This window comes from Cytobacillus stercorigallinarum (assembly GCF_014836495.1).
Taxonomy (GTDB): Bacteria; Bacillota; Bacilli; order Bacillales; family Cytobacillaceae; genus Cytobacillus; species Cytobacillus stercorigallinarum.
The window spans coordinates 163,401-186,383 of the sequence record NZ_JACSQT010000003.1 but is presented as its reverse complement, the minus strand read 5'-3'; the positions used below and the strand labels follow the sequence as shown (position 1 = coordinate 186,383).

General features: G+C 36.6%; 34 protein-coding genes and 1 pseudogene. 27 read left to right on the top strand and 8 right to left on the bottom strand.

Going from position 1 to position 22,983, the window contains the following annotated elements:
* The first annotated feature begins 25 nt into the window (after positions 1-25).
* The 12 genes from H9655_RS08865 to H9655_RS08810 are packed head-to-tail and all read left to right on the top strand — an operon-like array spanning position 26 to position 8,239.
* The gene (locus H9655_RS08865; protein WP_191813468.1) at positions 26-1,219 is read left to right on the top strand and encodes a phage major capsid protein; all 1,194 of its coding nucleotides are present in this window, start codon (positions 26-28) and stop codon (positions 1,217-1,219) included.
* Positions 1,220-1,229: 10 nt separating this feature from the next.
* Positions 1,230-1,394, top strand: a complete 165-nt coding sequence (locus tag H9655_RS08860) for a hypothetical protein (protein WP_191813085.1) — start codon at positions 1,230-1,232, stop codon at positions 1,392-1,394.
* Between the two features lie 27 nt (positions 1,395-1,421).
* The gene (locus tag H9655_RS08855; RefSeq protein WP_191813083.1) at positions 1,422-1,724 is read left to right on the top strand and encodes a head-tail connector protein; all 303 of its coding nucleotides are present in this window, start codon (positions 1,422-1,424) and stop codon (positions 1,722-1,724) included.
* The gene (locus H9655_RS08850) at positions 1,721-2,050 is read left to right on the top strand and encodes a phage head closure protein (RefSeq protein ID WP_191813081.1); all 330 of its coding nucleotides are present in this window, start codon (positions 1,721-1,723) and stop codon (positions 2,048-2,050) included. The genes H9655_RS08855 and H9655_RS08850 overlap by 4 nt, the downstream gene beginning before the upstream one ends.
* Complete coding sequence (locus tag H9655_RS08845) at positions 2,050-2,406, top strand: HK97-gp10 family putative phage morphogenesis protein (RefSeq protein WP_191813079.1); 357 nt, start codon at positions 2,050-2,052, stop codon at positions 2,404-2,406. The genes H9655_RS08850 and H9655_RS08845 overlap by 1 nt, the downstream gene beginning before the upstream one ends.
* A 6-nt stretch (positions 2,407-2,412) precedes the next feature.
* The gene (locus H9655_RS08840) at positions 2,413-2,751 is read left to right on the top strand and encodes a hypothetical protein (RefSeq protein ID WP_191813077.1); all 339 of its coding nucleotides are present in this window, start codon (positions 2,413-2,415) and stop codon (positions 2,749-2,751) included.
* Positions 2,752-3,321, top strand: a complete 570-nt coding sequence (locus tag H9655_RS08835) for a major tail protein (RefSeq protein ID WP_191813075.1) — start codon at positions 2,752-2,754, stop codon at positions 3,319-3,321. It begins immediately after the preceding gene.
* A 3-nt stretch (positions 3,322-3,324) separates the two neighbouring features.
* On the top strand, positions 3,325-3,660 hold the full coding sequence (gene gpG, locus H9655_RS08830) for a phage tail assembly chaperone G (RefSeq protein WP_191813073.1): 336 nt from the start codon (positions 3,325-3,327) through the stop codon (positions 3,658-3,660).
* Between the two features lie 47 nt (positions 3,661-3,707).
* Positions 3,708-3,854, top strand: coding sequence for a hypothetical protein (locus H9655_RS08825; protein WP_191813071.1), 147 nt, complete (start codon positions 3,708-3,710; stop codon positions 3,852-3,854).
* An 11-nt stretch (positions 3,855-3,865) separates the two neighbouring features.
* Positions 3,866-7,279, top strand: a complete 3,414-nt coding sequence (locus H9655_RS08820) for a phage tail tape measure protein (RefSeq protein ID WP_191813069.1) — start codon at positions 3,866-3,868, stop codon at positions 7,277-7,279.
* Positions 7,272-7,988 (top strand): distal tail protein Dit, encoded by a 717-nt coding sequence (locus H9655_RS08815; protein WP_191813067.1) that lies wholly within the window; start codon positions 7,272-7,274, stop codon positions 7,986-7,988. Before H9655_RS08820 ends, H9655_RS08815 begins: the two co-directional genes overlap by 8 nt.
* An 11-nt stretch (positions 7,989-7,999) precedes the next feature.
* Complete coding sequence (locus H9655_RS08810) at positions 8,000-8,239, top strand: hypothetical protein (protein WP_191813066.1); 240 nt, start codon at positions 8,000-8,002, stop codon at positions 8,237-8,239.
* Positions 8,240-8,261: 22 nt separating this feature from the next.
* Here the strand turns inward: H9655_RS08810 and H9655_RS08805 are convergent, their stop codons facing one another.
* Positions 8,262-8,468, bottom strand: coding sequence for a hypothetical protein (locus H9655_RS08805; protein WP_191813064.1), 207 nt, complete (start codon positions 8,466-8,468; stop codon positions 8,262-8,264).
* Positions 8,469-8,540: 72 nt separating this feature from the next.
* Here H9655_RS08805 and H9655_RS22380 point away from each other — a divergent pair, with 72 nt between their 5' ends.
* Genes H9655_RS22380 through H9655_RS08775 form a run of 7 tightly spaced genes read left to right on the top strand, consistent with a single transcriptional unit; the run spans position 8,541 to position 14,729 of the window.
* Entirely contained in the window at positions 8,541-12,656 is a 4,116-nt protein-coding gene (locus tag H9655_RS22380; protein ID WP_225230518.1) for a prophage endopeptidase tail family protein, read from the top strand.
* 14 nt (positions 12,657-12,670) lie between these two features.
* The gene (locus tag H9655_RS08795) at positions 12,671-13,102 is read left to right on the top strand and encodes a hypothetical protein (RefSeq protein ID WP_191813062.1); all 432 of its coding nucleotides are present in this window, start codon (positions 12,671-12,673) and stop codon (positions 13,100-13,102) included.
* Entirely contained in the window at positions 13,102-13,224 is a 123-nt protein-coding gene (locus tag H9655_RS22655; protein WP_263600741.1) for a hypothetical protein, read from the top strand. Before H9655_RS08795 ends, H9655_RS22655 begins: the two co-directional genes overlap by 1 nt.
* The gene (locus H9655_RS08790) at positions 13,224-13,445 is read left to right on the top strand and encodes a hypothetical protein (protein ID WP_191813060.1); all 222 of its coding nucleotides are present in this window, start codon (positions 13,224-13,226) and stop codon (positions 13,443-13,445) included. The genes H9655_RS22655 and H9655_RS08790 overlap by 1 nt, the downstream gene beginning before the upstream one ends.
* 32 nt (positions 13,446-13,477) lie before the next feature.
* A complete protein-coding gene (locus H9655_RS08785) occupies positions 13,478-13,750 on the top strand; it encodes a hypothetical protein (RefSeq protein ID WP_191813058.1) in 273 nt (90 codons plus the stop codon).
* Positions 13,743-13,982, top strand: a complete 240-nt coding sequence (locus tag H9655_RS08780; RefSeq protein WP_191813056.1) for a phage holin — start codon at positions 13,743-13,745, stop codon at positions 13,980-13,982. Before H9655_RS08785 ends, H9655_RS08780 begins: the two co-directional genes overlap by 8 nt.
* A 60-nt stretch (positions 13,983-14,042) precedes the next feature.
* The gene (locus H9655_RS08775; RefSeq protein ID WP_191813054.1) at positions 14,043-14,729 is read left to right on the top strand and encodes an N-acetylmuramoyl-L-alanine amidase; all 687 of its coding nucleotides are present in this window, start codon (positions 14,043-14,045) and stop codon (positions 14,727-14,729) included.
* Positions 14,730-14,810: 81 nt separating this feature from the next.
* Here H9655_RS08775 and H9655_RS08770 read toward each other — a convergent pair whose 3' ends face one another.
* From H9655_RS08770 to H9655_RS08755, 4 genes are all read right to left on the bottom strand, one after another.
* Positions 14,811-15,716, bottom strand: coding sequence for a DUF4240 domain-containing protein (locus tag H9655_RS08770; RefSeq protein WP_191813052.1), 906 nt, complete (start codon positions 15,714-15,716; stop codon positions 14,811-14,813).
* Positions 15,717-15,813: 97 nt separating this feature from the next.
* Positions 15,814-15,999 (bottom strand): hypothetical protein, encoded by a 186-nt coding sequence (locus H9655_RS08765; protein WP_191813050.1) that lies wholly within the window; start codon positions 15,997-15,999, stop codon positions 15,814-15,816.
* 38 nt (positions 16,000-16,037) lie between these two features.
* The gene (locus H9655_RS08760; protein WP_191813047.1) at positions 16,038-16,397 is read right to left on the bottom strand and encodes a hypothetical protein; all 360 of its coding nucleotides are present in this window, start codon (positions 16,395-16,397) and stop codon (positions 16,038-16,040) included.
* Between the two features lie 3 nt (positions 16,398-16,400).
* On the bottom strand, positions 16,401-16,730 hold the full coding sequence (locus tag H9655_RS08755) for a YolD-like family protein (protein ID WP_191813045.1): 330 nt from the start codon (positions 16,728-16,730) through the stop codon (positions 16,401-16,403).
* A 105-nt stretch (positions 16,731-16,835) separates the two neighbouring features.
* On the opposite strand from H9655_RS08755, the gene H9655_RS08750 reads away from it, so the two are divergent.
* Both H9655_RS08750 and H9655_RS08745 read left to right on the top strand, forming a co-directional pair.
* Complete coding sequence (locus H9655_RS08750) at positions 16,836-17,060, top strand: hypothetical protein (protein ID WP_191813043.1); 225 nt, start codon at positions 16,836-16,838, stop codon at positions 17,058-17,060.
* Complete coding sequence (locus H9655_RS08745) at positions 17,053-17,274, top strand: LexA family protein (RefSeq protein WP_191813041.1); 222 nt, start codon at positions 17,053-17,055, stop codon at positions 17,272-17,274. Before H9655_RS08750 ends, H9655_RS08745 begins: the two co-directional genes overlap by 8 nt.
* 29 nt (positions 17,275-17,303) lie before the next feature.
* Here H9655_RS08745 and H9655_RS08740 read toward each other — a convergent pair whose 3' ends face one another.
* Both H9655_RS08740 and H9655_RS08735 read right to left on the bottom strand, forming a co-directional pair.
* Complete coding sequence (locus H9655_RS08740; protein WP_191813039.1) at positions 17,304-17,702, bottom strand: hypothetical protein; 399 nt, start codon at positions 17,700-17,702, stop codon at positions 17,304-17,306.
* A complete protein-coding gene (locus H9655_RS08735) occupies positions 17,699-17,905 on the bottom strand; it encodes a helix-turn-helix transcriptional regulator (RefSeq protein WP_191813036.1) in 207 nt (68 codons plus the stop codon). The genes H9655_RS08740 and H9655_RS08735 overlap by 4 nt, the downstream gene beginning before the upstream one ends.
* A 102-nt stretch (positions 17,906-18,007) precedes the next feature.
* Here H9655_RS08735 and H9655_RS08730 point away from each other — a divergent pair, with 102 nt between their 5' ends.
* From H9655_RS08730 to H9655_RS08720, 3 genes are all read left to right on the top strand, one after another.
* Positions 18,008-18,238 carry a hypothetical protein gene (locus H9655_RS08730; RefSeq protein WP_225230517.1) on the top strand — a complete coding sequence of 77 codons (231 nt, stop codon included), beginning with the start codon at positions 18,008-18,010 and terminating at the stop codon, positions 18,236-18,238.
* Between the two features lie 176 nt (positions 18,239-18,414).
* On the top strand, positions 18,415-19,281 hold the full coding sequence (locus tag H9655_RS08725; protein WP_191813032.1) for an FtsK/SpoIIIE domain-containing protein: 867 nt from the start codon (positions 18,415-18,417) through the stop codon (positions 19,279-19,281).
* Complete coding sequence (locus H9655_RS08720) at positions 19,241-19,870, top strand: replication-relaxation family protein (protein WP_191813031.1); 630 nt, start codon at positions 19,241-19,243, stop codon at positions 19,868-19,870. Before H9655_RS08725 ends, H9655_RS08720 begins: the two co-directional genes overlap by 41 nt.
* Here the strand turns inward: H9655_RS08720 and H9655_RS08715 are convergent.
* The gene (locus tag H9655_RS08715) at positions 19,857-20,666 is read right to left on the bottom strand and encodes a helix-turn-helix domain-containing protein (protein ID WP_191813020.1); all 810 of its coding nucleotides are present in this window, start codon (positions 20,664-20,666) and stop codon (positions 19,857-19,859) included. The genes H9655_RS08720 and H9655_RS08715 overlap by 14 nt on opposite strands.
* Positions 20,667-20,867: 201 nt before the next feature.
* On the opposite strand from H9655_RS08715, the pseudogene H9655_RS08710 reads away from it, so the two are divergent.
* The 3 genes and pseudogenes from H9655_RS08710 to H9655_RS08700 form a co-directional block, all read left to right on the top strand.
* A pseudogene (locus H9655_RS08710) lies at positions 20,868-21,821 on the top strand (helicase-related protein); the annotation flags it as partial.
* On the top strand, positions 21,814-22,497 hold the full coding sequence (locus H9655_RS08705; protein ID WP_191813016.1) for a ComF family protein: 684 nt from the start codon (positions 21,814-21,816) through the stop codon (positions 22,495-22,497). The pseudogene H9655_RS08710 and the gene H9655_RS08705, both read left to right, overlap by 8 nt.
* Positions 22,498-22,555: 58 nt before the next feature.
* The gene (locus H9655_RS08700; protein WP_191813014.1) at positions 22,556-22,963 is read left to right on the top strand and encodes a TIGR03826 family flagellar region protein; all 408 of its coding nucleotides are present in this window, start codon (positions 22,556-22,558) and stop codon (positions 22,961-22,963) included.
* Positions 22,964-22,983 lie beyond the last annotated feature (20 nt).

Sequence of the window (22,983 nt, the reverse complement as noted above, 5' to 3'; positions counted from 1 at the left end):
TGTAAAAATGGATGGTTCACAAGGAATGACAAAGCGTGAACAAGCACTTCGTCAATCTGTAGCTGATTTAAAAGATGCTGCAAAATCTTTAATGGATGAAGGTAAGCAAGAAGAAGCGCAAAACAAATTGAATGAAGCGAAGGCTGCTAAGAAAGATTTAGATAATTTCCTTGCTTTACAGAAGGACTTTGAAGGACTGAACGTATCTTCTCCGCAAAATAGTGGAGCAGGATTGCAGCCACCTTCAACAAAAGACGAAGAAAAACCAGAATACAAAGCATTATTCTTCAAAGCCTTAAAGGGACAAAGCTTAACTTCTGAAGAATCGGAAGTGATTGGTGAATATTATGCTCGTCTTACTGCTGGTACAGGGGAAGATGGAGGCTACATCATACCAGAAGATATTTCAACGCAAATCAACGAGTTGGTACAAACTACTGATGATTTACGTCAATATGTAACGGTTGAGCCAGTTTCAACTAATAAAGGTGCTAGAACACTTGAAAGACGTGCGGACCATACACCATTAGCGCCTTTATCAGAATATGGTGATCCGAATGCTATGGCAGAGATTGCATCTCCGAAATTCGACCGATTATCGTACAATATTGATGATTACGCAGGGTTCTTACCAGTTGCTAACACTGTGTTAGCAGATACAGACCAAGCTTTATCATCCTATTTGGTGAAATGGATTGCCAAAAAGTCACGTGCTACTGGAAATCATTTAATTCTACAAGTGTTAGACACATTTAATAAAGTGGATTTAGGAGATTACACTGGAATTAAAACTACTCTCAATGTGACATTAGATCCTGCTTTTGCTGAGGGGGCAATCATCATTACGAACCAAGATGGTTTTAATTATCTTGATCAGCTTTACGACAAAAATGGACGTCCACTTCTTCAGCCGGACCCACAAGATGCAACGAAAAAGCTATTATTCGGTCGTAGAATTGTTGTGTTATCCAATAAAACAATTGCTACATCTAGTGGAAAAGCTCCATTTATCATTGGTGATTTGAAGGAAGCAATTGTGTATTGGGATCGTCAACAAATGTTATTAGATATGACTAAAGAAGGCGGACAAGCTTGGAGAACTAACACGACGGAATTCCGTGTTATCGAGCGTGAGGACGTTACTAAGTGGGATGAAGAAGCAGTTGTATATGGTCAAATTGATATCACAGTACAACCGGAAGAAATCCCAGAAGGGTAAGGTGATATAAATGAAAGCTAAAGTAATAAAGAAATTCAGAGATAAATATTCAAAAGAAGTATATAAGGTTGGCCAAATTTATGTAGGTGAAAATAAAAGAATTAAGGAACTTGAAGGGTTTGGTTGGGTAGAAAAATCAAAAGTCAATAAAACACCAGTTGGAGAGGGCGAGTAATCGTCCTCATTTTTTTGAGGTGATGAAATGGAAATTGCCGAATTAAAAAGGTATTTGAGGATGGATTATCCTATGGAGCCTGAAGAAGAACAGGATCTCATGAAGTTCTATTCGCGTGCTAAGATATACATTAAAAATCAAGGTGTATATCTTGATGAGGATAATTCAGATATGGTTGAACAATATAATCAGTCATGTGCTATGCTCACCCAACACTGGTTTGATAATCGTGAATCTTTTCGTATTGGTAATCAATCATATGAAATTCCCTACTCCTTAGATAGCATTGTTAGACAATTAAAATATTGCTATGGCGGTGCTAAAGAATGAACCCAGGTAAGTTTGACCAAAAATTATTGTTCCAAACCTCAGATGGAATTGACGATGATGGATTTCCGACTGATTCGCCCTCCACATTTACAATAGCGTGGGCAGAGTTAAAGACATTAAGAGGAAAAACTTTTTATTCTGCTGCTCAATCAAATATGGCCCATAATCGTATGTTTACTATTAGATATCAAAAAAGATTAATGGATGGTTTCCGCCCACACAATTTAATCGTGGTTTGGAGAGGTATCCAGCATGACATAGTCTCTATTGAAAATGATGATGGACAAAATGCGACTATGACTGTTGTAGTAAAGGCGGTGTCATAATGGATTTTCAGATGGATGGTTTATCGGAAATGATGAATCGATTAGCATCACTAGAAAACATGGACGAAATTAAGAGTGAAGCATTAAAAGAAGGTGCAAAGACTCTTAAGGAAGAGACTGAGAGGACAGTTGTCAAACGAACTGGAAATCTTTCTAGAAATATCTTAGTCTCGGACATAACCAACGATGAAATTTTTGTTCATGTGGATAATCAGGGAAAAGCATATTATGGCCATATGTTGGAGTTTGGTACATCTAAAATGTCTGCTCAACCATTCATGGGTCCTGCTTTTAACAGAAGTAAAACCAGTATTAATAATGCAATGGCTGAGAAAATAAGGCAGCATTTAAGGTGATAAATAATGAATTTAAACTCATTAATAATTGAATCCCTAAGTGATTTAAATGTACCTGTCGCATTTTTAAATTACACAGGAGACAAGAAAACCTATATTCGTTTTTTTGAGTATGATCAGGGCGCTGAACTGTCTGCTGATAACGAAGAATTATACACAGGACATTATATTCAAGTAGATGTTTTTTCTCCTTCTAACTACTTTGAGATTGTGGGAGGCGTAAAGCGAAATTTAAAAAATGTAGGATTTAAAAAGAATTTTGAAACAGAATTATATGAAGATGACACGAAGCTCTATCACAAGGTGCTTCGTTTTTATTTTATATCCGAAACGGAGGAAGATTAAATGGCAACTATTGGTTTAAGAGATGTATATTTTGCACCTATTATTGAAGATACAGAATCAGAGACAACATATGAAATTCCATTTAGAGTGGGGAAAGCAATTACTGCAAATGTCCAACCTCAATATAACACTGGAGAATTGAGAGCTGATGATGGGGTTTCTGAGACAGCTGAATCAAGAGGGGTAACAAATGTTGCTCTAAATACTGACGATTTATCACCTACTGTCCAATCTAAATTGCTTGGAAAAAAAATTAATAGTGATGGAGTTTTAATGGATAGTGAGGATGATAGACCACCTTATGGAGCATTAATGTTTAGGTCTGAAAAAGCAAATGGAGCGTATCGATATACAGTTTTATATAAAGGGAAGTTTACACCACCAGAAACAAATTATGAAACAAAACAAGAAACACCGACATTCCAAACACCAACTGTTAATGGTCGTTTCTTACGTAGACAATCTGATAATCAAATTGGTGGACAGGTAGATGAAGATGGAGAAGGTGTATCTGCAACTATAATCGATAATTGGTTTAAGTCAGTGTATGAAGAAACACCGGAGGGATAAAATATGAAGTTAGTTTTGCAAAGAATTACTGAAGAAAATGGGAGTCTAAAAGTTTCCGAGAGCGTTTATACTATTCCGCACGCAACTGCCCAACATTACAGGCAATTAGTTAAATTTGACGAGGTTATCAATTACACAGAAATGAGTGTGGAGGAATACGACAAAGTTGTTGGTTTTGTTTGTGAGGTATTCCGAAATCAGTTTACTGTTGATGATTTTTATGAAGGTATTCCTTCTCACAAACTCATAGACACGATTGTAGATGTATTTTCCTTTGTTCGTACTGGAAAAACTCCAGAAGAAATCAAATCATTGGAGAATAATGAGGGAAAGATATAACTCCTGAGGAAGCTTACCTTTCTCAGGTTAGACACGCAAGAAAACAGATGAATATGATCAAAAAAATGTATAAAAATTTATTAAAAAATGGATGGACACTCAATCAAATTGATGAGATGGACATCCATTTTTACTTTTCTTTAGAAGGTGCCGATCAAGAAGAAACGTTTATTGATGAAATTAAATTATTCTAGGAGGTGGTAGCATGGCTGATGTCGGTACTTTAAGAACGAGAATATCCCTGGATTCTGCTCAGTTTGAGCGAGGAATGGCAGGGATAAATCGTCAATTAAAATCACTACAATATGAACAAAGAGCTGCCACCTCATCTGGAACTGGCTTTGCTCGTGGAATTACTGAATTACGTGCTAAATCAGAGATATTGCAGAGAACTTTTGATGTGCAACAGGCGAAAGTTAGGGAACTTGCTAGGCGATATGAAGAAGCTAAACGATCAACATCTGAGAATTCTAGAGAAACTCAAAATGCTCAGATTGCATATCAACGAGCAGTTGCAGAAATGCGTAGTACTGAAAATGCATTACGAGGTGTAACTCAAGAGATTGAGAGACAAACAAACCCTTGGAATGTATTAAGTCAGAATATGAATAATGTCGGATCTCGAATGCAAGAGGTTGGTCGTTCCATGGCGAGTGCTGGTCGTACAATGACTATGTCAGTCACACTCCCAATCCTTGGTGTTGGAGGTGCAGCACTTAAGGCAGGCATGGATTTTGAAGCGGGTATGTCAAAGGTTGAAGCACTTACACAAGCTAGTACATCCGATATGAAATTACTAGAAGATCAAGCGAAAGAATTGGGTGCAACAACAAAATTTAGCGCTACTCAAGCAGCTGAAGGCATGGCCTTTCTTGGAATGGCGGGATGGAAGACAAATGAAATTTTAGCTGGTATGCCTGGGTTGTTAAGTTTAGCAGCAGCAGAAAATATGGAGTTAGGTAGAGCGGCAGATATCACATCGAATATCATGTCTGCGTTTAGTATTGAAGCAGAAAAAGCTGGTCATGTAGCAGATGTTCTTGCAATGGCCGCAACAAACTCTAATACCAATGTTGAACAGTTAGGGCAAGCCATGACTTATGTAGCTCCAGTTGCGAATACACTCGGATGGAATATTGAAGAGACGGCTGCAGCAATTATGGCGATGTCAGATGCAGGGATACAGGGTGAAAAAGCAGGTGCAGCATTTGCTACATCACTTCAACGTTTGGCTAATCCAACAGCAGAAATGTCTAGGGTTATGGATGATCTCAATATCAAATTTTTTGATGCAGAAGGTACTATTAAGCCTATGCCGAAATTAATCGGAGAACTAGAAAAAGCAACAAATGGAATGACATCTGAACAAAAAGCTGCTGCTTTATCCACACTCTTTGGAGCAGAGGCATACAAAAACTGGGCTGTAGTGTTAGAAGCTGGCTCCAAAACACTTGGCTCTAATACAAAAATGCTTGAGGAATCAGAAGGTGCGGCCAATAAAATGGCTGAAACAATGAATGATAATACAAAAGGTGCCATTGTAGAGTTTAAATCTGCCTTAGAAGGTATTGGAATAGCTTTATCAGAACATCTTATCCCAGCCACAACGGATATTATAAATAAAGGTACTGAAATGGTCCGTCAATTTGGTGAGTTAGATGAGAGTACCCAAAAAAATATCATCAAAATGGGTTTATTTGCTGCTGCTATTGGTCCTGCTGCTCTTGTTGCTGGTAATCTTACCACCGCGATTGGAGGACTAGTCAAAGTTGGTGGTACATTAACAGGATTACTTGGTAGAGCAGGCGGTACTGGATTATTAGGAAGAATAGGAATGATGGGAGTAGCTGGTGGTCCAGTAGGGTTAGCTGTTGCTGGTGTTGCAGCTTTAGCAGTGGGTGTTGCTGTTTTTACTAAGCGAATGAAAGAATCTAAAGAAGTTAATTTAGATCATGCTGAATCGTTGGTAAAACAACAGACAGATTTACAGAATCTAACTAATGAATTTGAAAAGTTAAGAGAAAAAAATAAGCTAACAACAGATGAAATGTTGAGATATCGTGATATCCAATCTGAAATGAAATTCGCTGAATCGGCAGAGCAAATGAAGGCTTTAACTGATGAACAGGAAAGACTCCTTAAAAAATCTGGTTTGACTAATGAAGAAATGGATAGATATCTTTCTCTTAATGACGATTTGATAAAAAAAGTTCCTGATGTTGATCTAGCCTTATCTAACCATGGACAAGCAATCATAGACAACACTGGGGCATTATCTGATGCAAATGCAAAATTAAGTGAACATATCAATTTGGAGTTAGAAAATCAGAGGATAAAGAATGAAGCTAAATTAGATACACATATTCGAAATTATATACAAGCAATTGAAGATTTAAATATAGTGGAAGCAGAAAGAGACGAAGCAGTTAAAAAAAGGGATGAACTAGAGAAGAAGGCAAATGAATTAAGGATTAAGGCCCAAAAAGAATTAAATGAGGGTAAAGAGCTTGCCTATCAATTAACTATTGATGAAATAGGAAAAACAGAATTTGAATTAATGCAACAAAACTCAAAGATTGAGAAGCTTTCTGAACAACATCAAAAGAAACAAGAGGCAATACAATTAGCAGATGAAGAAATTCAGAAGTCCCAAGAACTATATAATAAAATGATTAACCTCCGTCTTGCTCAAGTAGGGATTAACGAAGAGGGAGATAAAGGACTAAAAAAATTAAATGAATCTATCGAAAAGACGCAAAAAAGAATTTCTGAATTAAACAATTTAAAGAATGAGCAGGGTGGTCTAAACCAAAAACAACAAGAGGAATTAGATAACTTACTTGCAGCACTTGGGCTCTACAGAGAAACAAAAGGAGAAATAGAAAATTTACAAGTGAAGCAACAAGGAGTAAATAATAAGATCAATGAGGGTACCGGTAAAGCCAAAGACCTGAACCGTGAACTTGGCAAAGATGTAAATAAAGATGTCGATGTTGATGACCATGGCAGTGCTAAAAAGATTACGAATGAAGCCAAGAAAAAAGTAAATAAATCAGTTAAAGCTACAGATGGTGGAACAGTAGCAAGAATTGATAGAGATGCGAAAAAGTCCGTTTCCAAACGCGTTACTTTAAATGCTGTCTGGTCTGGTGTGCAATCAGGTTTAAGCGTTGCTTTAAGAACTTTAATTCCTGGGTTCGCAAAAGGTACTGACTACCACAAGGGTGGTCCTTTCATTGCGGGTGAAGAAGGATTCGAGTTAGGAAGGTTAGGCAATAGATGGGAAATACTTGATTATGGATTACACTCTCGCCCAGCGGGGTATGAAGTTTTTACCCACAATGAATCTAAAAGAATACTTTCATCTATGAGTAAATTGCCCGCCTACGCTAACGGTGCAACTTCTTTAGGTACTGCTGAAAGAACAATCCAAAGAATGAATAATCAAGATACATCACTATCTTCAAGAGTTGTGGAGGACTTATTAGGTCAATTAATAGTAGCTGTAAAAGAAGGCCAAACAATAGTTGTGGATGGAAAAGCACTTGGTGTTACTGTAGAACCTCATGTTACTCAAAGGCAATTACTGAAGCAAGGGAGGAAAAAACGATATGGTTAAAAGTATGACTTTTAATGGTATAAGGATGCCAGAAATTATCCTATTGGAAGGTAGAAGTAAACCTCCCTTTGCTCAACGTAAACATGAGTTTAGAAAACAAGATTATGGATACCGATTAAAAAAAACAACTACCGAACCTTTACCTATTTCCCAACCTATAGGCTTTGTTGTAGATGATGATTATAACGCACTTGAACTAAGAGATGAATTAACAAATTGGTTAATAACTGATGAACCAGCACCTTTACAATTTGATGATGAACCTGGTCGTACCTATTATGCTTTGATTGAAAATAGTATTGATGATTTTAGTCGTTTTGCATATCTAAGACAAGGCACTCTCCAATTTACTTGTCCTGATCCATATGCACATGGAGATACAAAAAAATTAGATGTTGAAATTCTAGAAAAGACTTTTCTCATTGGTGGACAAACCATAACGCCGTGGACTGTTAATGTCACTTTTTTAGAAGGAACTAATAGATTCGAATTAATCGGTAGTAACGGACTTTATCTTCTCCTTAACTATACATTTGTCGCAGGAGACAGATTGCAGATTGATTATGTTGGCCGCAAGGTATTTTTAAACGGTAACGATCTAAGGTCAGCAGTCAGTATGTCGTCTAATTACGTATTACTAAAACCAGGTGAAATTACATTAAAAGCAAGTCATGATTGTGATTTGATTTATGATGAAAGATATTATTAGGAGGGATAATGATGAGTGAAACAAAGTATGAGCCAGTAAGGGCAAAAGGTTATTACAGTTTTGAAGATGAACAAGGTGAAACTTTTTATATAGTACCTTCAGATGTGGCAGGTTTTACAGTAAAAAAAGAAACTCAGTTAGATAGAATCGAACAGAAAATGGACAGAGTCCTTAATCAGTTAGTAAGTAAAAAAGAATTATACCTTAGACCTAGGATTGATGGGAGAGTTCGACTAAAAGAGCAGGAGTAGTAATCCTGCTCTTTTCATAAAATTAATCAAAAATAATTTCTACTGATGATAAACTTCTTCCATCTTTTTGTATTTCTGTACCTGGGTTTCCTAGATGTAATGTCCCGTTTTTATCTTTAACATTTTGAAGGTCATCGATAAATTTAAAATCATACCCTTCCAATAAAGTATTCATTTCGACATTTTGTCCATTATCAAACTTGAAGACCATTTTCGGTTTAAAAGACATGTAATTCCACCCCCTTCAATAGACCTAATTCGACAAGGGATGACAATTTCCTGCTAGAAAGGATGTGAAAATTTGACAGAGTTATTCATTTTTAACCAAGATGACCAACCATTGACCATTATCTCTGAGGATAGTGGTCTTATTAGTTCTCCTTACCGTATCGAAGTTAATAAGATACCAGAAACTCCTTTTACTTTTACTGTAGAAGCTGACAGTGAAAACGCTAAATATGTACTTGAGGAAAATAAAGTAGTTTTCCGTGATCATGAAGGCGATTTAAGGCTGTTTGTTATTAAAGAGTTAGATGACTCGGACGGTATGGATGGACCATTAACTACAGCTACCTGTGAACCAGAGTTTTTAGAACTTGCAGAGCATATTATCTTAGATAAACGATTTTCTGATAAGACTGCACAAGTAGCATTAGATGCAGCTGTTGAAGGTACTGGTTGGATAGGCGAAGTAGAAGTAGATTTAGGGCTTGCCTCCACAAACTTTTACCACATGCGGGCAGTCGATGCTATTTGGGAGATTATCAAAGTTTGGGGCGGTGAAATTAAAGATGTCGTTGAGTTTGACGAGGAAAATAATATCGTCGCTCGTAAGATTAAAATCATTCAACGACTTGGCAAAGATACAGGTCAACGCTTTGAAATAGACCACAATACGACTGAGATTGGCAGACAAGTCTTAAGCTATCCTGTAACTGCTATGTACGGTTGGGGTGCTTCACTAGAGATTGAAGATGAAGAAGGAAATCATACTGGTGGTTATTCTCGATATATTGATTTCGGTGATATCGAAAAGTCGATTGCTAATGGTGATCCATTTGATAAACCCAAAGGGCAAAAATGGGTAGGAGATCCAGAAGCTTTTGCAAGTTATCGCCGCATTCGTGATGGTGTAGCTTTACATCGTTTTGGTCAGTTTAGCAACCAAGACTATGAGGACCCCGAGGAACTATTGTGGGCAACGTGGGATAATCTCCAAAATAATAATAAGCCAGTAGTTAATTATCGATTATCTGTTGATTTATTTGACGATAAAGTTAGTTTGGGTGATACCGCCATTGCAATAGACCGTAAGTTTGCTAGACCAATAGAAATACAATCTCGTATCATCGCCATGGAATATGACCTTTTAGACATTGATGGGACGATGGTTGTTGAGATGGGTCAATTTCTAGAATTAGATGATAATCGGCTTGAAGAATTAGAAAAAGAAGTTGAAAAAATCCGTGACCGCCCACAACAAGTAACTGAAGGTAGTTTCCCAGACATCAAGCCCACTACTCCAATCAATGTTGAAGCGGTAGGCGGAATAGGAGCTATACAATTATATTGGGATTACGGCAGTTCGATATATGTAAAACACTACGAAGTATATGGCTCACAGTTAAAAGACTTTGTGCCAGACACACAGCACTTATTGTGGAGGGGAAATACTAGTGGTTTCCTCCATTCGGTTGGTACTGATCAAGTTTGGTATTACCGTATTCGGGCAGTAAATCAGCATGGAACACCGAGTGATTGGTCAGAACAGGTAATGGGAGCTACTCATCGAGTAATTAGCGATGATATTTTATTTGGCCCCGATATAGCTGCAGAATTGCGAGAGCTATCAAAAACTGCTGACATACTGGCTGATGGCACTATTTACGCTGATATGATTCGCCAAGATGTATATGATCAAATCCAAGCTGATTCAAAGCAGTATACTGATGCTGAGATAACAGCAACAGAGGTTAGCCTGATGTCTGAGCTTGCAAATAAAGCAGGCTTTGATTATGTGGATGGAAAAATATATCTGGTCAATGAGGAATTATTTAATAAGGTAGACAACGGCGTTTATCAGAATAAAATTCTCCAAATTGATAACAGCCTAGATGGGTTGTCTTTACGAGCACAGAATGTGGAAGCTAATGTTAGTGAATTAACTGGTGAGGTTGGTAATGCTCTAAGTCAAATTGCTGCGGTTGATATTAAGGCGAACGGAATTTCTACTAGTGTGAATGAGCTAAGGTCTGATTTTAATAATTTGGAGATTGGTGGTAGGAACTTATACTACAACTCTCTATTTGATAGACCAGTAGGGATTTGGGGTTCTGTAACCCTAACAAAAGTGGATGGTAATCCTAATTCAATAATTGCAAAACGTTCCAATACATCGAGTCAAAATTTCGGATTTACCAACCATCCCGATGATAGAAACATCAATTTCAAGCAGGGTCAAGTTTATACTTTAAGCTTTGAAGTGCGTGGAACTGTTACTACATTGGACTATATTTTTCGGATGAGACCAACTGAGAGTAATGCGGTTTTACCACCACAGGCAGTCAATTCATCAACCGAATTTCAAAAGGTATCCATTACTTTTACTTCGACATGGAGTAGTGATTCGGGATATATATTGATTGGCTCTACTCAACCCGAAATTGGTAAATGGTTTGAGATACGGAGGGTAATGTTAGTAGAAGGTGAAAAAGAAACGGGTTGGAATCCTGCACCAGAAGATATAGATAGTCGCATCTCATCAGCAGAAACAAAAATTGACCAAACAGCATATGACTTAACATTTAAAGCATCTACTCAAGAAGTCAATTCATTAACCGGTAGAATGACTTCGGCAGAATCATCCATCAGGCTCTTATCTGATGATATTGAGTTGAAAGTAGACCGTGATGGCATTATTGGTGCGATTAATGTTCAGCCAGGTAATGTTCAGATTGAAGCAAGACTGATTGATCTCAAGGGCGACGTATATATCACTGATGGTAGAACTGTAATTTCTGATTTAGCTGTAAAAAATGCTGCAATTGCTAATGCTGCAATCTCAAGGGCCAAATTACAAGATGCCATTATCGGTACAGCACAAATTGATAATTTAGCAGTTACAGCTGCGAAAATTGCAAGCGTGAACGCTGATACCATTAATGCTGGTGCTATTCGAGGTATTGATATTTACGGGTCTCAATTTCGCTCAAGCGATGGTCTTACAAGGATGGACATTACAGGTGGTCATATTCGCTTAAGAGAAAACGATGGAACCTATGTTCATGTTAATCCTGATGGTTTATTCGGCTACAATTCGAGTGGTTCATTGCGTTTTAAAGCAGATAGAACATTAGTAATATCTGCAGCGCTCGGCACATCTAACGCAAATGTATACTTAGCTGCAATGACGAATGGAGAAGCAAGGGTGGTCAATTATGATGACATCCCTGGCGATGGATTAATTGGTAGTTATCGCTACTTACCTTTAAGGGCTAGTGGGTTTTACGGTAACTTCTGGAACATAAACCCTGCCATTTCAGCAACTCATCTTTATGCTCGACCACTTAGTAATGGTGAATTGAGGGTTACACTTAACGGTACTACGGATATCTATCAACCTATTAGAGTTGAGAGTGTTAAAACAAACCTCGTAGAAGTAAATTCATTATCTAGCTCATCCTCTCATTTGTATATCAAGTCATTATCAGGTGGAGAAATTAGAGCAACAGTAAGTGGAACCATAGATAATTATGTTGCAGTTAGAGGTAGTGGATTTTACGGTAGTTTTATTGACAGAGGTACAGCAGCAGGAGTGCATTTATACGCTAGACCTGCAGGTGGAGGGGAACTACAAGTTACTGTACGTGGGACAACTGATACTTATAGACCAGTAAGAGCTCTTTCTCATTACGGTAATTTACTTGAAGTGAATACATCTACACATCTTTATTTAAGACCTTCTTCTACTGGTTTAGTAAGAGTAACTGCAGCAGGAACCACTGATTCATGGAGAGGTGTAGAAGCCTCAACCTTTGAAAACAGATCATTAGAAAAATACAAACAAGATATCAAACCATGGGACGAACCTGCAATAGAAATCGTAAGGAAAAGCAAGGTTTATGAGTACTTTTTAAAAGATGATATTGAACAAGGAGTTTACAAGAAAAAGTATGGTTTTGTCATTGGTGAAGGCTACAATACACCAAATGAAATATTATCATCAAGTGCTGAATCTGTGGACTTGTATGTACGAGGTAACGTTAATTGGAAGGCTACTCAAGAGTTAATTTCAATTACTGATTCACATCAAGATGATATCAACTGGCTCAAAATCGATAATCAACACCTAAAGCAAACTGTGGAAAAACAAGGAAAACGAATCGCACATTTAGAAGGATTACTAAATGTAGCTTAGGAGGCAAATTAAAAATGAAATTAAAAATTCAACATAAACACTTAAACAATGTAGCAGATTTCTTACAAAATCAAGTTAGTGCCAAAGGAAAGAAAAACATACATCGAATGCGCATCGTAAATGTAATTGCAACTAAAAACAAATTAGTAGGGGAAGAAGAACTAGCCCTTCTGAAAGAATACGGGAAAACCGATGATGATAATGAATTGGTTTTAAATGAACAAGGTGGCATTCAGATGGAGGATGCCAAAGAATTCAAGAAGCAGCAAGAGGCGTTATATGATGAGTATTTTATTGTGGAAGATTCAAATTTAGAATCTGCATTAAAGACAGTTGAAAAATTAGTAAATGAATATGACAAAGAGCTTTCGGGGAAATCTGCGGAAGCTCATTTTGTTTTATGTGAAGCATTTGAAAATGAAGAGGAAAAAGGAGATGAAGAATGATGGATATGTATATAAGACCATTAACAGGTGGAGAAGTAAGAGTCACTGTTCCTGGTAAGGAATCTGATTATAAACCAGTTAGAGCATCTGAAATAACAAATCTTAAAGGAGATGAAGAATAATGTTTGATATTCAAATTACAGGTACAAATATTCGCTATGCTGATGATGGTATTTCAGTTGTGCATGTTCAATTTAGAGCCAATGATTCAGAGTCAACAGTCACCCTAAATGGTTATATTCCAATATCCGCAGAGGATTATCAAGGAAATGAATCTATTCCAGCATTGAAAAATGTAGTAAGAACTAAATTGATTGAACGATTAACACCAGAAGCCGAATAAGGCTTTTTTATTTTGCATAAGGGGGAGAAATTTTGACTTTCATCGGATTAACATTACAGGAATGGGCGGCGTTGCTTGCCATACTTGGTACTCTCTTTGGGGGTATCTCTTTTATTTTTAAAGGGATTATTGTAAAGCCATTAAGTGATGCCATTGCCAATCTACAAAAATCTATAGATGAGTTTCGCGAGCAAATGAAAGAAAGTGATGATGATCGTAAAGCCATCCACATGAGAATTAACAGATTAGATAAAAGGGTGCATGGTCTTGAAATTCAATTGAAGGGAGGTGATAGGCATGAATAAAGATGTTGTTGCTCAAGTAGTTGGTTTTTTATCAGCCATCATGATGTTTCTAGGCACTCTTAATGTTAAGTTTGAGTGGCTAACTGCCGAGAGCATTGACGCATTTGGCATTGTCCTTACAGCAGGAATTGCTCTAGGAATCACTTTATTTACAATTTATAAGAATCATTTTGGATTTACCAAAAAAGCTAAACAACAAAAGGCTTGGCTAGAAAAAGAAGATAAATTATAAGGCTGTCCAATCGGGCAGTCTTTGTTCTTTATAAAATATTAAAAGGGAGTGTTATATTAAATGGTTAAAATTTATATTGATCCAGGTCATGGTGGTACTGATCCAGGTGCAGTAGGTAATGGTTTACAAGAAAAGGCTTTGACTCTTCAAATTTCAACAAGAATACGTGATTTGTTAGCTGGGTATAGCAATGCTGAAGTTAGAATGAGTCGTACTGGTGATCAGACTCGTTCTCTATCTCAAAGAACTACAGATGCAAATAATTGGGGAGCTGACTTCTTCCTTTCAGTCCACATTAACGCTGGGGGTGGTACTGGCTATGAGGATTATGTCTATCCCGGAGTAGGTGCTCCAACAACGACATATCAAAGTCGTATTCATGAAGAAATTTTGAAGGTAGTAGACTTTCGTGATCGTGGTAAAAAGCAAGCCAATTTCCATGTGCTGAGAGAAACAAGAATGCCGGCACTTCTTACCGAGAATGGATTTATTGATATTGTGCCAGATGCGAATAAATTGAAACAATCTTCATTCTTGCAATCTATTGCTCAAGGACACGTAAACGGCTTAGTTCGGGCATTTAATTTAAGGCCATCGGGTGGGGCAGTTTATCATACTGTGGTTTCTGGTGATACCGTTTATGCATTATCACGCAGATATGGCAGTACGATTCAACAAATTCGTAGTTGGAATGGTTTAGATGCAAACTATACAATTCGTATTGGACAAGTTTTAAGAGTTAAATGATTTTAAAAAGCCCTTCATCTGAGGGGCTTTTCAACTAAAGGGGTCTTTAGTTGAAGAAGAAATATATGTAACACATTGAAATTACCTCCAACCTTCAATATTTGAGAATGATTCAATATCACAACCCGTGATATATTCAAACTCTTTTCCAGTTCTTCTTGTATATGCTTCGGATGCTAAAGACAGTAATGGTTCAAATGAATTATCTTGTGACATATTTTGGGGATTTTTAATAGTTATTTCAAAAAATTCTTTTCCCTCAGTAATCACTGAACATCTAAAATACAAGAATAAATCGGGAGAAAAATAGTTTTGATTTTCTTCGTCATATGAATATTCACCTATGTTTTTGGCGTGTTCTTTTGTATCTAATAAATAGAGCTTGTACGCCAGGGCTTCTTCAAATTCTTTTATATCCTTTACACTCATTTTTGCCAATGTGTGAACAGCAGGTTCTAATATCTCTTCTTCGTCGTTTTCGTCATTAAAATTAAGCAGGGAAATAATTGTCCAAAAGGTTTCATCCTTCATCATTTTCTTAGGTTCTTGTGATTTCTTATATTCTACATTAATTCTTTTTTCTTCTTCTTGAATTTCTTTCTCAAAGTTTTCCCTATCATATTCCCATAGCCACTCTAAAAAAACTGCTATCCCAACAGATTTGTCCCATTTCCCACCGAATGAGCTGCAAATAATTTTACCCGATACAGGAATATTCCCAATGTAAACAACCTCATTAGGTTTCTTTCCTTCAACCCAAATCAATGCCTTATCATTATTGTAAAAAAAGCGATTCTGAAGAAGAATATCGCCTAAAAGTTCATTTTCAATAGAAGGTATTTCTGTTCCAAGATATGGAGTTGTGATAATAAGATAGGAATTGTCTATCTGGTCAGCAACTCTTATTGCCCCATATCTACCATCTGGTAAACTTACAGCAAAAACATCTCCAATTGATACTGGATTTTTGGACTTTCCTTTAGTCATTTTGAATCCCCCTATGGAATAGATACTAACTTAATTCTTAATTATAATGGTGGATTGTTCTTCTTCAACTAAACTGCCGCTTCGTAAAATACCTTTCTTAATAAAGATGGGCTTTCATTCCTTCAAAAGCTTTCTGTAAGGTTTCTTTTATTGTGCTACCTTCAACCTTTATCCCTCTATTGCCAAATGTCGCAACAACAGTTACTGTCTGACTTTGCGCAAAAATATAGTATTTATAACCTTTTTTATCAGTAACAGAAACATACATATCCTCGGGTTTCATGACATCAGTCCTTTTTATATAATAATTCTCTTTGTGGGTCAATAGTCCTTTTTTTCAAAATAAGAATTTAACAATTCTTCACACTTATTCCTAATCCTTGGATTAAAATAATTATGCTGCTCATCATATCCTTTGTAATGAAACTCATACATAGTAAACGACTCATCATGTCCAATCTGTTTTACTCTCATATTCCCTTTTCTCATCTTATCTTTAACTTCTTTCAGATCAAGTTGAACTTTTTTAATTGTATTCTCCATTAAAGTAATATAAGGCTGTTTAATCTTAAATGGGGACTTCTCAATGATTTTTAAATCTCTTTCAAGGATGATAATAATCATCGGTAAGTATATAGCTTGCTCTAGCACATCGCGATCAGCTTCATTAATCCTAGTCATGTTCTAAACCCTTTCGACAGATATCACTTCATCAATGTGAAATTTTAAGATTTTTAAATCGTTCGTTTCCAAGTGAATGTACATATTAATATGATCAATTTTATTCACTATGCCCTCATAGGTTTTCTTGAACCCATCAACCCAAATGGTCATTTTGATTGTAAGGGTGTAGTTTAATGATTCCATTGTTATTATCTGTATTTCTTGAAGTTCTTGCTCATCTAATTCTGGCTTTTTTACTTTTTCATATTCGGCTGGTATCTGCTTAAGTAATTCAGTATGTTCGCTCATAAAGAACCCTTGCCATTTCATTTTTCCGCGGTCTCGTATCATATAGAATCACTCCTTATGCACTAATTTTATACAAACACTTGTTCGAAAACAAGTTGAAATAGAACGAATGTTCTTGTAAAATTATGCTTAAAGGAGCTGATAAGAATGAACCACTTGTTTAAATACTCATTAAACGAGCGTAAACCAATTGAACTGATTTATTTAAATAATTCTGGAGAAATTTCTTATAGGTTGGTCATCATACGGAGAATTAAATTAGATAATGTGTTGGTTTATGACTTGCAAAAGCAACAGATGAGGACATTTAGCATTGATGGAATCTTATCAGTAGCAAAACCAAAAAGACAAAGAGGGGTCAATTATGCGTAAACTAACAACTAGACAAAGAGAAGTGTTAGAAACATTAGAGGGGTATGTTGCAACTAATCACTATCCACCTACATATAGGGAATTAAGCGAAATAACGGGAATACCTTCTTCCTCCACAATAAGCAAGATATTGCACAGTTTAAGGGATTACGGATATGTTAGTTGGAATGAGGGGCAACCAAGAACGTTAAGAATAACAAAAACCGCCAGTTAATAGGCGGTTTTATTTGTGCTAAAACAAACTTAGTCTAACAATAACTGTGCGTTTTTATAGTTTTCATGGAAAAGTTCAAGAGAGTCTTCATCTGCAAATTCTTTGTCAGATATCATTGGATACATCATTACTAATTTATTTATAGTTAAGATAAGGCCGGCATTATTAGAATCTCTCTCTGATAATTTTTCCTCTTTTTCAGCATTCTCAACCCACTTATTAGCAAATTTCTCGAATTCTTTTAACTCCATTATTTCGTAATCTGTTAAATCTCTGTCCTCTTTATATGCTTCGTCCACAATATTAAATGCTTTCGCAGATTTTTCTTGCACATCTGAATCATATCCAAAGTAATAAGTCATAAATGTTGCAATTCCAATAAAAAGAATAACCCCAATAGCGATTGAGATTTTAATGTACTTATTCAATCCTTTTCCTCCTTAAGTTTGTAAAGATCATCTACTTTTACGTTTAATAATGAAGCAAGTTTCAAAATTTGTGGTATTGATGGATAAGTTTTTCCTGTTGACCAATTAGACAAGGTATTTTGAGATATCCCAAACATTTCACAAATCTGTTTTCGTGTGTAAGTAGATTGCTTTATATAAGCTCCTATTAGACAAATAACCATATTATATCACCCATTATATTCATTCGGTATTAATATCATAAATCCTTTCACAATTATTTTATGAAAATCACAATTATTTTGTGAAAATTATGTTCTATTTGTGTGATTCGCCCATACACTGTACTAGACACTGACGAAAGGGTGATGACGATGGAACCAGTTACATTTGGGTTAATAGCGATTGGAGTTGCTGGAGGTAGCTTGGTTGGAGTTTCAATCATGGAGGGATATGGCATTAAGATTAACCAGACAGCAATTAACTTGGCTTTAGAGGTGACTAAATACGGAGGAATGCTCTATCTATTGAAACATTTGTGGGCAATTTTCATTTGAACATCAACGAGAGAAACGAGGAAGAGGAAGAATACGATAAGTATTCTTAGTTGCTCTACCAATGAACTATTAAAAGTATCAATAAAGCCTGTTATGACGCAATAGGAACAGTTCACTGAATAGTTCAGCTGATGAACAAAACACTGATTATGGCACAGAATAGGAGAGTGAACAAAATGTTAGAGTGGTTTATACCGCCAGTACTGGTGACGGCAGCTGCACTGATTCCAAACAAAACTTTATCTAAATGGAATTATGATAAAAAGCATGTATATGAAAACTCATGGCTCGTACCAATAGGAAAAAAACGAAAAGTGATCTACCACCACTTCGACCATTATCCACATTTGCTAGTAGGTGGGGCAACTAGGATGGGAAAAACGATATTCCTCAAAGGCATTTTTTCGTCATTAATACTTGGGAATCCTGACAGAGTGAAAATAATTATATTGGATTTAAAAGGAGGATTAGAGTTTTACAAATACCGCAACCTTCCACAAGTTAAGACTGTGGCAACTAACTTAATTGATTCGTGTAAGGTACTGGATCATGTTTATAAACTTATCAAGATAGAGGAAGAACGCTATTTAAAGAATAACTGGACTAATGTCGCTGAGACACCAATTAAAGAACGTACATTTATTATTGTGGATGAATCAGCAGAACTTTCACCCAAATTAGTACCTAAAGAATTTAAAAAGCATGCCGAACTCGCGCAAATATATCTAAGTGAAATTGCTCGTATTGGTGGAGGATTAGGCTTTCGATTAATCTTGGCCACTCAATACCCTTCAAAGGAATCAGTCAGCATGAGCATAAAAATGAACATGATGGCACGAGTTGCGTTTCGGATGCCAGATATGGTAGGGAGTCGTGTAATTCTTGATGAAAAAGGAGCAGAAGAATTAGAACCGACACCAGGTAGAGCCATCTATAAATTAGCTCAATCACATGAGATTCAATGCCCTTATATCAATGACAAACAAATAGGAGGTTTTCTGCATGAACTTCAACAAGCAAGAAAAGATTTTGATGACAATTGATAAGTTAGGGGTAGTTACTGTTAAACAGTTGCATGAAATATTAAAATTAGGATCTTATCGATATACATGTAAAGTTATCCACGAACTAGAAGAGTTTCTGCATGTTGTACGATCTAATCAAAAGATTGTATATCTCAATAAAGATGGCCGTAATTTAATCGGATCAGATAAAGAAGTTAAAAAGTCTCTCTTGTTTGACCATATGCTATTGTGTAACCAAGCCTATGTATATTATAACTGTCCTTTAGATTGGAAAAGAGAATTTGCCATTGAGACATCACAGGAGCCCGAATATAGTTTTGGTATCCAAATAAAAGGTTTAACTGTGGTCAATAAAAAAACTCTTATTCCTGATGCTGTTTTTAGTCGTAATGGGTATGTTTACTTAATCGAGATTGATAACACTCGAGCTATGCCAGATAACCGCAAAAAGATAGCTAAGTATCGCGAAATGTGGCAAGAGATTGCTAAGTATTTCGGTATGATGCCTAAATTATGTATATTTACTCTTAGTGATCAACGTAAACGTGAATTTGAGCAATTATGTACTAAGATGCCAGTAGAGATATTGACCTTTAACGAGACATAAATGCATCATCAAAATAAAGCTTGTCCATAAGATTATTGACAATGCCATTAAAATAAGCAAATTCACCTTTAATGATTTTTGCACCAGACTTTATTTTCATTACAAATTCCTTAAATGCTTGAACACCAATTTCAAGCTCTTGATCTTCAGTAAAGGCTCTTAAACCGTTCATATGGTCTACTACTCTATTACATTGTTTAACTACTTTCCAAAATTCTTCAATAGCTTTTGCTTCAGAATAAAAGTACCTTGTTAACTCAGCGAAGCTTTTTGGTACCCAATGAGCAATATAATTTGCAGATGACAATTTAACGCTATTATTACGTTTATTTAATCTTTTAATATTTTGTTTTAAAGAACTAGAAGTTGTTTTAATGGTAGGACACTTCATGGACTTTTTAACAGATTGCTTGTTGGTCACTTCTTCTTTAACGGGCAAAATGATAACTGCATTAGCAGTTTGTAACATGTTCTTTTTACGCTTCATTTCCACCTGGCGGATCATGCGCAGGTCAACCAACTTCTTCATTAATCTTTGAACAGTTTTATAAGAAACTTCCAACTTAGCTGCAATAGTATTTTTACACATATAGCTCACGCCAATTTGCTTGCAGCTATGACGCTTTAGAATCTCTAATAATGCAATTAATCTCTTCTGTACGTCAGCTCGCTTAATAGACGCAGTTATGACGTCTCTGTATTTACGTACAGTCTTGTTCATTAGTTCGATATCATCAAATGAAGATAGGTTACTATATGATTCTTCTTGTGCAATTACATCAATACGGTTTTTCATTTCCCTGGCTCCTTTGAATACAAAAAAGCAACGGCTATCATCAGACAAACCGTTGCTATGGAACCTGTGATGTAATACAATACATCTAAAGGTACAGCAAATGTTTGCCTATCGTGAGTAGGCGGACGGTGTAAAAGTGTTGCGAGCACTTCTTACACACGCTGTGCTTTTTTTGTTTTTACGTATTCATTACCAGTAGCTTGTGGCGCAGGTAAAACCGAGGTGCTTTTTGCAGGAATCGCTCATGCACTAAAGCAGGGTCAGCGTGTTTGCCTTGCTACTCCAAGAACAGATGTTGTCTTAGAACTCGCACCCCGTCTAAAAAAAGTGTTTCCCCATACCACGATTGCTGCATTGTATGGTGGAAGTGAAGACCGGCAACTTTTTGCCAATCTAGTCATCAGCACAACACATCAGTTGTTTCGCTTTTATCATGCCTTTGATACAGTCATTGTTGATGAAGTGGATGCCTTTCCTTACACGATGGATGCCACACTTCAGTATGCTGTCCAACAAGCGAAAAAGGCTACAGCTGCGACGATTTATTTAACAGCTACTCCTTCAAGAAAGTGGCAAAAAGAGTGTCGGCAAAATAAAAGAGCGTATATAACCATCCCGGCTCGCTTCCATCGCTTTCCTTTACCGATTCCCCAATTTAAATGGATTGGACAATGGACAATCCCCCTGAAAAAAGCCCGTCTCCCTTTCGTATTAAAAAAATGGTTGCAGTATCGTATTGAAAAAGAGAAACAGGTTTTGCTGTTTATCCCGAAAATTAAGCTAATAGATGATATTCTCCCCCTCGTGCAAAAACTTCATCCTAAAGTGGACGCAGTGCATGCGGAAGATCCTTTAAGAAAAGAAAAAGTCCAGAAAATGAGAAAGAAAGAAACGCTCATTTTATTGACAACAACGATTTTAGAAAGAGGGGTCACTTTTCCTCATATAGATGTCGCGGTATTAGGAGCAGAAGATCGTATTTTCACAGAAAGTGCCCTTGTTCAAATAGCTGGAAGGGTTGGGAGAAGTGTTGAGGCACCAACAGGAGATATTATTTTTTTCCATTATGGTAAAACAACTGCAATGGTAAGGGCTAAAAAACAAATACTGCAAATGAATAAAGAAGCAAAAATAAGGGGTTTTCTTTATGAATAGCTGTCTCTTTTGTCAGAAAGAAATGCAACTTCCTGGTGGATGGCAAGCATTGTTTCAAAAAGCTGCGCAGTCATTTTGGTGTGAAGACTGCCTATCGAAATGGGCATTCATCAAAGGTCCCACTTGCCCTACATGTCATCGAGGGATGGAAACGACTGAATTCTGTCTCGATTGTAAGAAGTGGCAAGCGGACTCAACATATAAAGGTAGTCTAGACGAGAATATTTCCGTGTTAGCATACAACTCATTCTGTCAGCAAGTGCTCGCTCAATATAAGTATCGTGGCGATTATATTCTCGCATATGCTATTGCAGATTTGCTAAAGTCGAAATTAAAACAGATAAGCTTTGACCTGATTACCCCGATTCCGCTGAGTGAAGAAAGATACTATGAAAGAGGATTCAATCAGTCAGAAGCATTAATCACAGCATTAGGAAAAAAGCCCACCATTCTCCTCACCCGTATGCATACAGAAAAACAATCGAAGAAAACAAGAAAGGAAAGATTAGAGACACCACAAGTTTTTCGTTTCACGGGACAACAAGAAATGAGCGGGAAGAAAGTGTTAATAGTCGACGATATATATACGACAGGTACAACTCTTTATCATGCAGCTAAAGTGCTAAAAGAGGCCGGAGCAAGTGAGGTTCGGTCATTGACGATAGCAAGAAGTTAAAAAAGTTAGTTGAACCTGACGATATATAGAATAGAAGCAATCAGTAGAGGTGAAAAGAATGACGGAGATCGCAAACTGCCCTAGATGTAATGCTTTATTTATGAAAAATCAAATCAACACCATTTGCCAAGCATGTTTTAAAAAAGAAGAAGAAGCGTACGAAGTCGTATATGCCTTTCTAAGAAAAAGAGAAAATCGTGCCGCTACAATGCAAAGAATAACAGAAGTAACAGGCGTAGAGGAGTGGCTCCTGTATAAGTTTGTTCGATCAGGTCGACTAAAGGTGGCGCAATTTCCCCAGCTAGGCTATCCTTGCGATCACTGTGGCTCATTTATTCAAGAAGGAAGAATTTGTGAGAATTGTCGCAAAGCATTTCAAAAAGAATTAGAGCAATTTGAACGAGAACAGGATCGGATAAAGGAAAGAGAGAGAACCTACTATTCTTTTAAAGGTAAACAGTCTTAAAGAAGGAAGTCTAAAGGACT

Bases quoted from the DNA above. Each gene is read 5' to 3' on its own strand.
- H9655_RS08840 (WP_191813077.1), top strand. From the start codon at position 2,413: ATGAATTTAAACTCATTAATAATTGAATCCCTAAGTGATTTAAATGTA.
- H9655_RS08790 (WP_191813060.1), top strand. From the start codon at position 13,224: ATGTTTGATATTCAAATTACAGGTACAAATATTCGCTATGCTGATGAT.
- H9655_RS08850 (WP_191813081.1), top strand. From the start codon at position 1,721: ATGAACCCAGGTAAGTTTGACCAAAAATTATTGTTCCAAACCTCAGAT.
- H9655_RS08770 (WP_191813052.1), bottom strand. From the start codon at position 15,716: ATGACTAAAGGAAAGTCCAAAAATCCAGTATCAATTGGAGATGTTTTT.
- H9655_RS08745 (WP_191813041.1), top strand. From the start codon at position 17,053: ATGCGTAAACTAACAACTAGACAAAGAGAAGTGTTAGAAACATTAGAG.
- H9655_RS08755 (WP_191813045.1), bottom strand. From the start codon at position 16,730: ATGATACGAGACCGCGGAAAAATGAAATGGCAAGGGTTCTTTATGAGC.
- H9655_RS08865 (WP_191813468.1), top strand. From the start codon at position 26: ATGACAAAGCGTGAACAAGCACTTCGTCAATCTGTAGCTGATTTAAAA.
- H9655_RS08765 (WP_191813050.1), bottom strand. From the start codon at position 15,999: ATGAAACCCGAGGATATGTATGTTTCTGTTACTGATAAAAAAGGTTAT.
- H9655_RS08700 (WP_191813014.1), top strand. From the start codon at position 22,556: ATGACGGAGATCGCAAACTGCCCTAGATGTAATGCTTTATTTATGAAA.
- H9655_RS22655 (WP_263600741.1), top strand. From the start codon at position 13,102: ATGGATATGTATATAAGACCATTAACAGGTGGAGAAGTAAGAGTCACT.
- H9655_RS08860 (WP_191813085.1), top strand. From the start codon at position 1,230: ATGAAAGCTAAAGTAATAAAGAAATTCAGAGATAAATATTCAAAAGAA.
- H9655_RS08725 (WP_191813032.1), top strand. From the start codon at position 18,415: ATGTTAGAGTGGTTTATACCGCCAGTACTGGTGACGGCAGCTGCACTG.
- H9655_RS08750 (WP_191813043.1), top strand. From the start codon at position 16,836: ATGAACCACTTGTTTAAATACTCATTAAACGAGCGTAAACCAATTGAA.
- H9655_RS08780 (WP_191813056.1), top strand. From the start codon at position 13,743: ATGAATAAAGATGTTGTTGCTCAAGTAGTTGGTTTTTTATCAGCCATC.
- H9655_RS08805 (WP_191813064.1), bottom strand. From the start codon at position 8,468: ATGTCTTTTAAACCGAAAATGGTCTTCAAGTTTGATAATGGACAAAAT.
- H9655_RS08760 (WP_191813047.1), bottom strand. From the start codon at position 16,397: ATGACTAGGATTAATGAAGCTGATCGCGATGTGCTAGAGCAAGCTATA.
- H9655_RS08815 (WP_191813067.1), top strand. From the start codon at position 7,272: ATGGTTAAAAGTATGACTTTTAATGGTATAAGGATGCCAGAAATTATC.
- H9655_RS08825 (WP_191813071.1), top strand. From the start codon at position 3,708: ATGAATATGATCAAAAAAATGTATAAAAATTTATTAAAAAATGGATGG.
- H9655_RS08795 (WP_191813062.1), top strand. From the start codon at position 12,671: ATGAAATTAAAAATTCAACATAAACACTTAAACAATGTAGCAGATTTC.
- H9655_RS08820 (WP_191813069.1), top strand. From the start codon at position 3,866: ATGGCTGATGTCGGTACTTTAAGAACGAGAATATCCCTGGATTCTGCT.
- H9655_RS08715 (WP_191813020.1), bottom strand. From the start codon at position 20,666: ATGAAAAACCGTATTGATGTAATTGCACAAGAAGAATCATATAGTAAC.
- H9655_RS08810 (WP_191813066.1), top strand. From the start codon at position 8,000: ATGAGTGAAACAAAGTATGAGCCAGTAAGGGCAAAAGGTTATTACAGT.
- gpG (WP_191813073.1), top strand. From the start codon at position 3,325: ATGAAGTTAGTTTTGCAAAGAATTACTGAAGAAAATGGGAGTCTAAAA.
- H9655_RS08735 (WP_191813036.1), bottom strand. From the start codon at position 17,905: ATGGTTATTTGTCTAATAGGAGCTTATATAAAGCAATCTACTTACACA.
- H9655_RS08835 (WP_191813075.1), top strand. From the start codon at position 2,752: ATGGCAACTATTGGTTTAAGAGATGTATATTTTGCACCTATTATTGAA.
- H9655_RS08705 (WP_191813016.1), top strand. From the start codon at position 21,814: ATGAATAGCTGTCTCTTTTGTCAGAAAGAAATGCAACTTCCTGGTGGA.
- H9655_RS08775 (WP_191813054.1), top strand. From the start codon at position 14,043: ATGGTTAAAATTTATATTGATCCAGGTCATGGTGGTACTGATCCAGGT.
- H9655_RS08720 (WP_191813031.1), top strand. From the start codon at position 19,241: ATGAACTTCAACAAGCAAGAAAAGATTTTGATGACAATTGATAAGTTA.
- H9655_RS08855 (WP_191813083.1), top strand. From the start codon at position 1,422: ATGGAAATTGCCGAATTAAAAAGGTATTTGAGGATGGATTATCCTATG.
- H9655_RS08845 (WP_191813079.1), top strand. From the start codon at position 2,050: ATGGATTTTCAGATGGATGGTTTATCGGAAATGATGAATCGATTAGCA.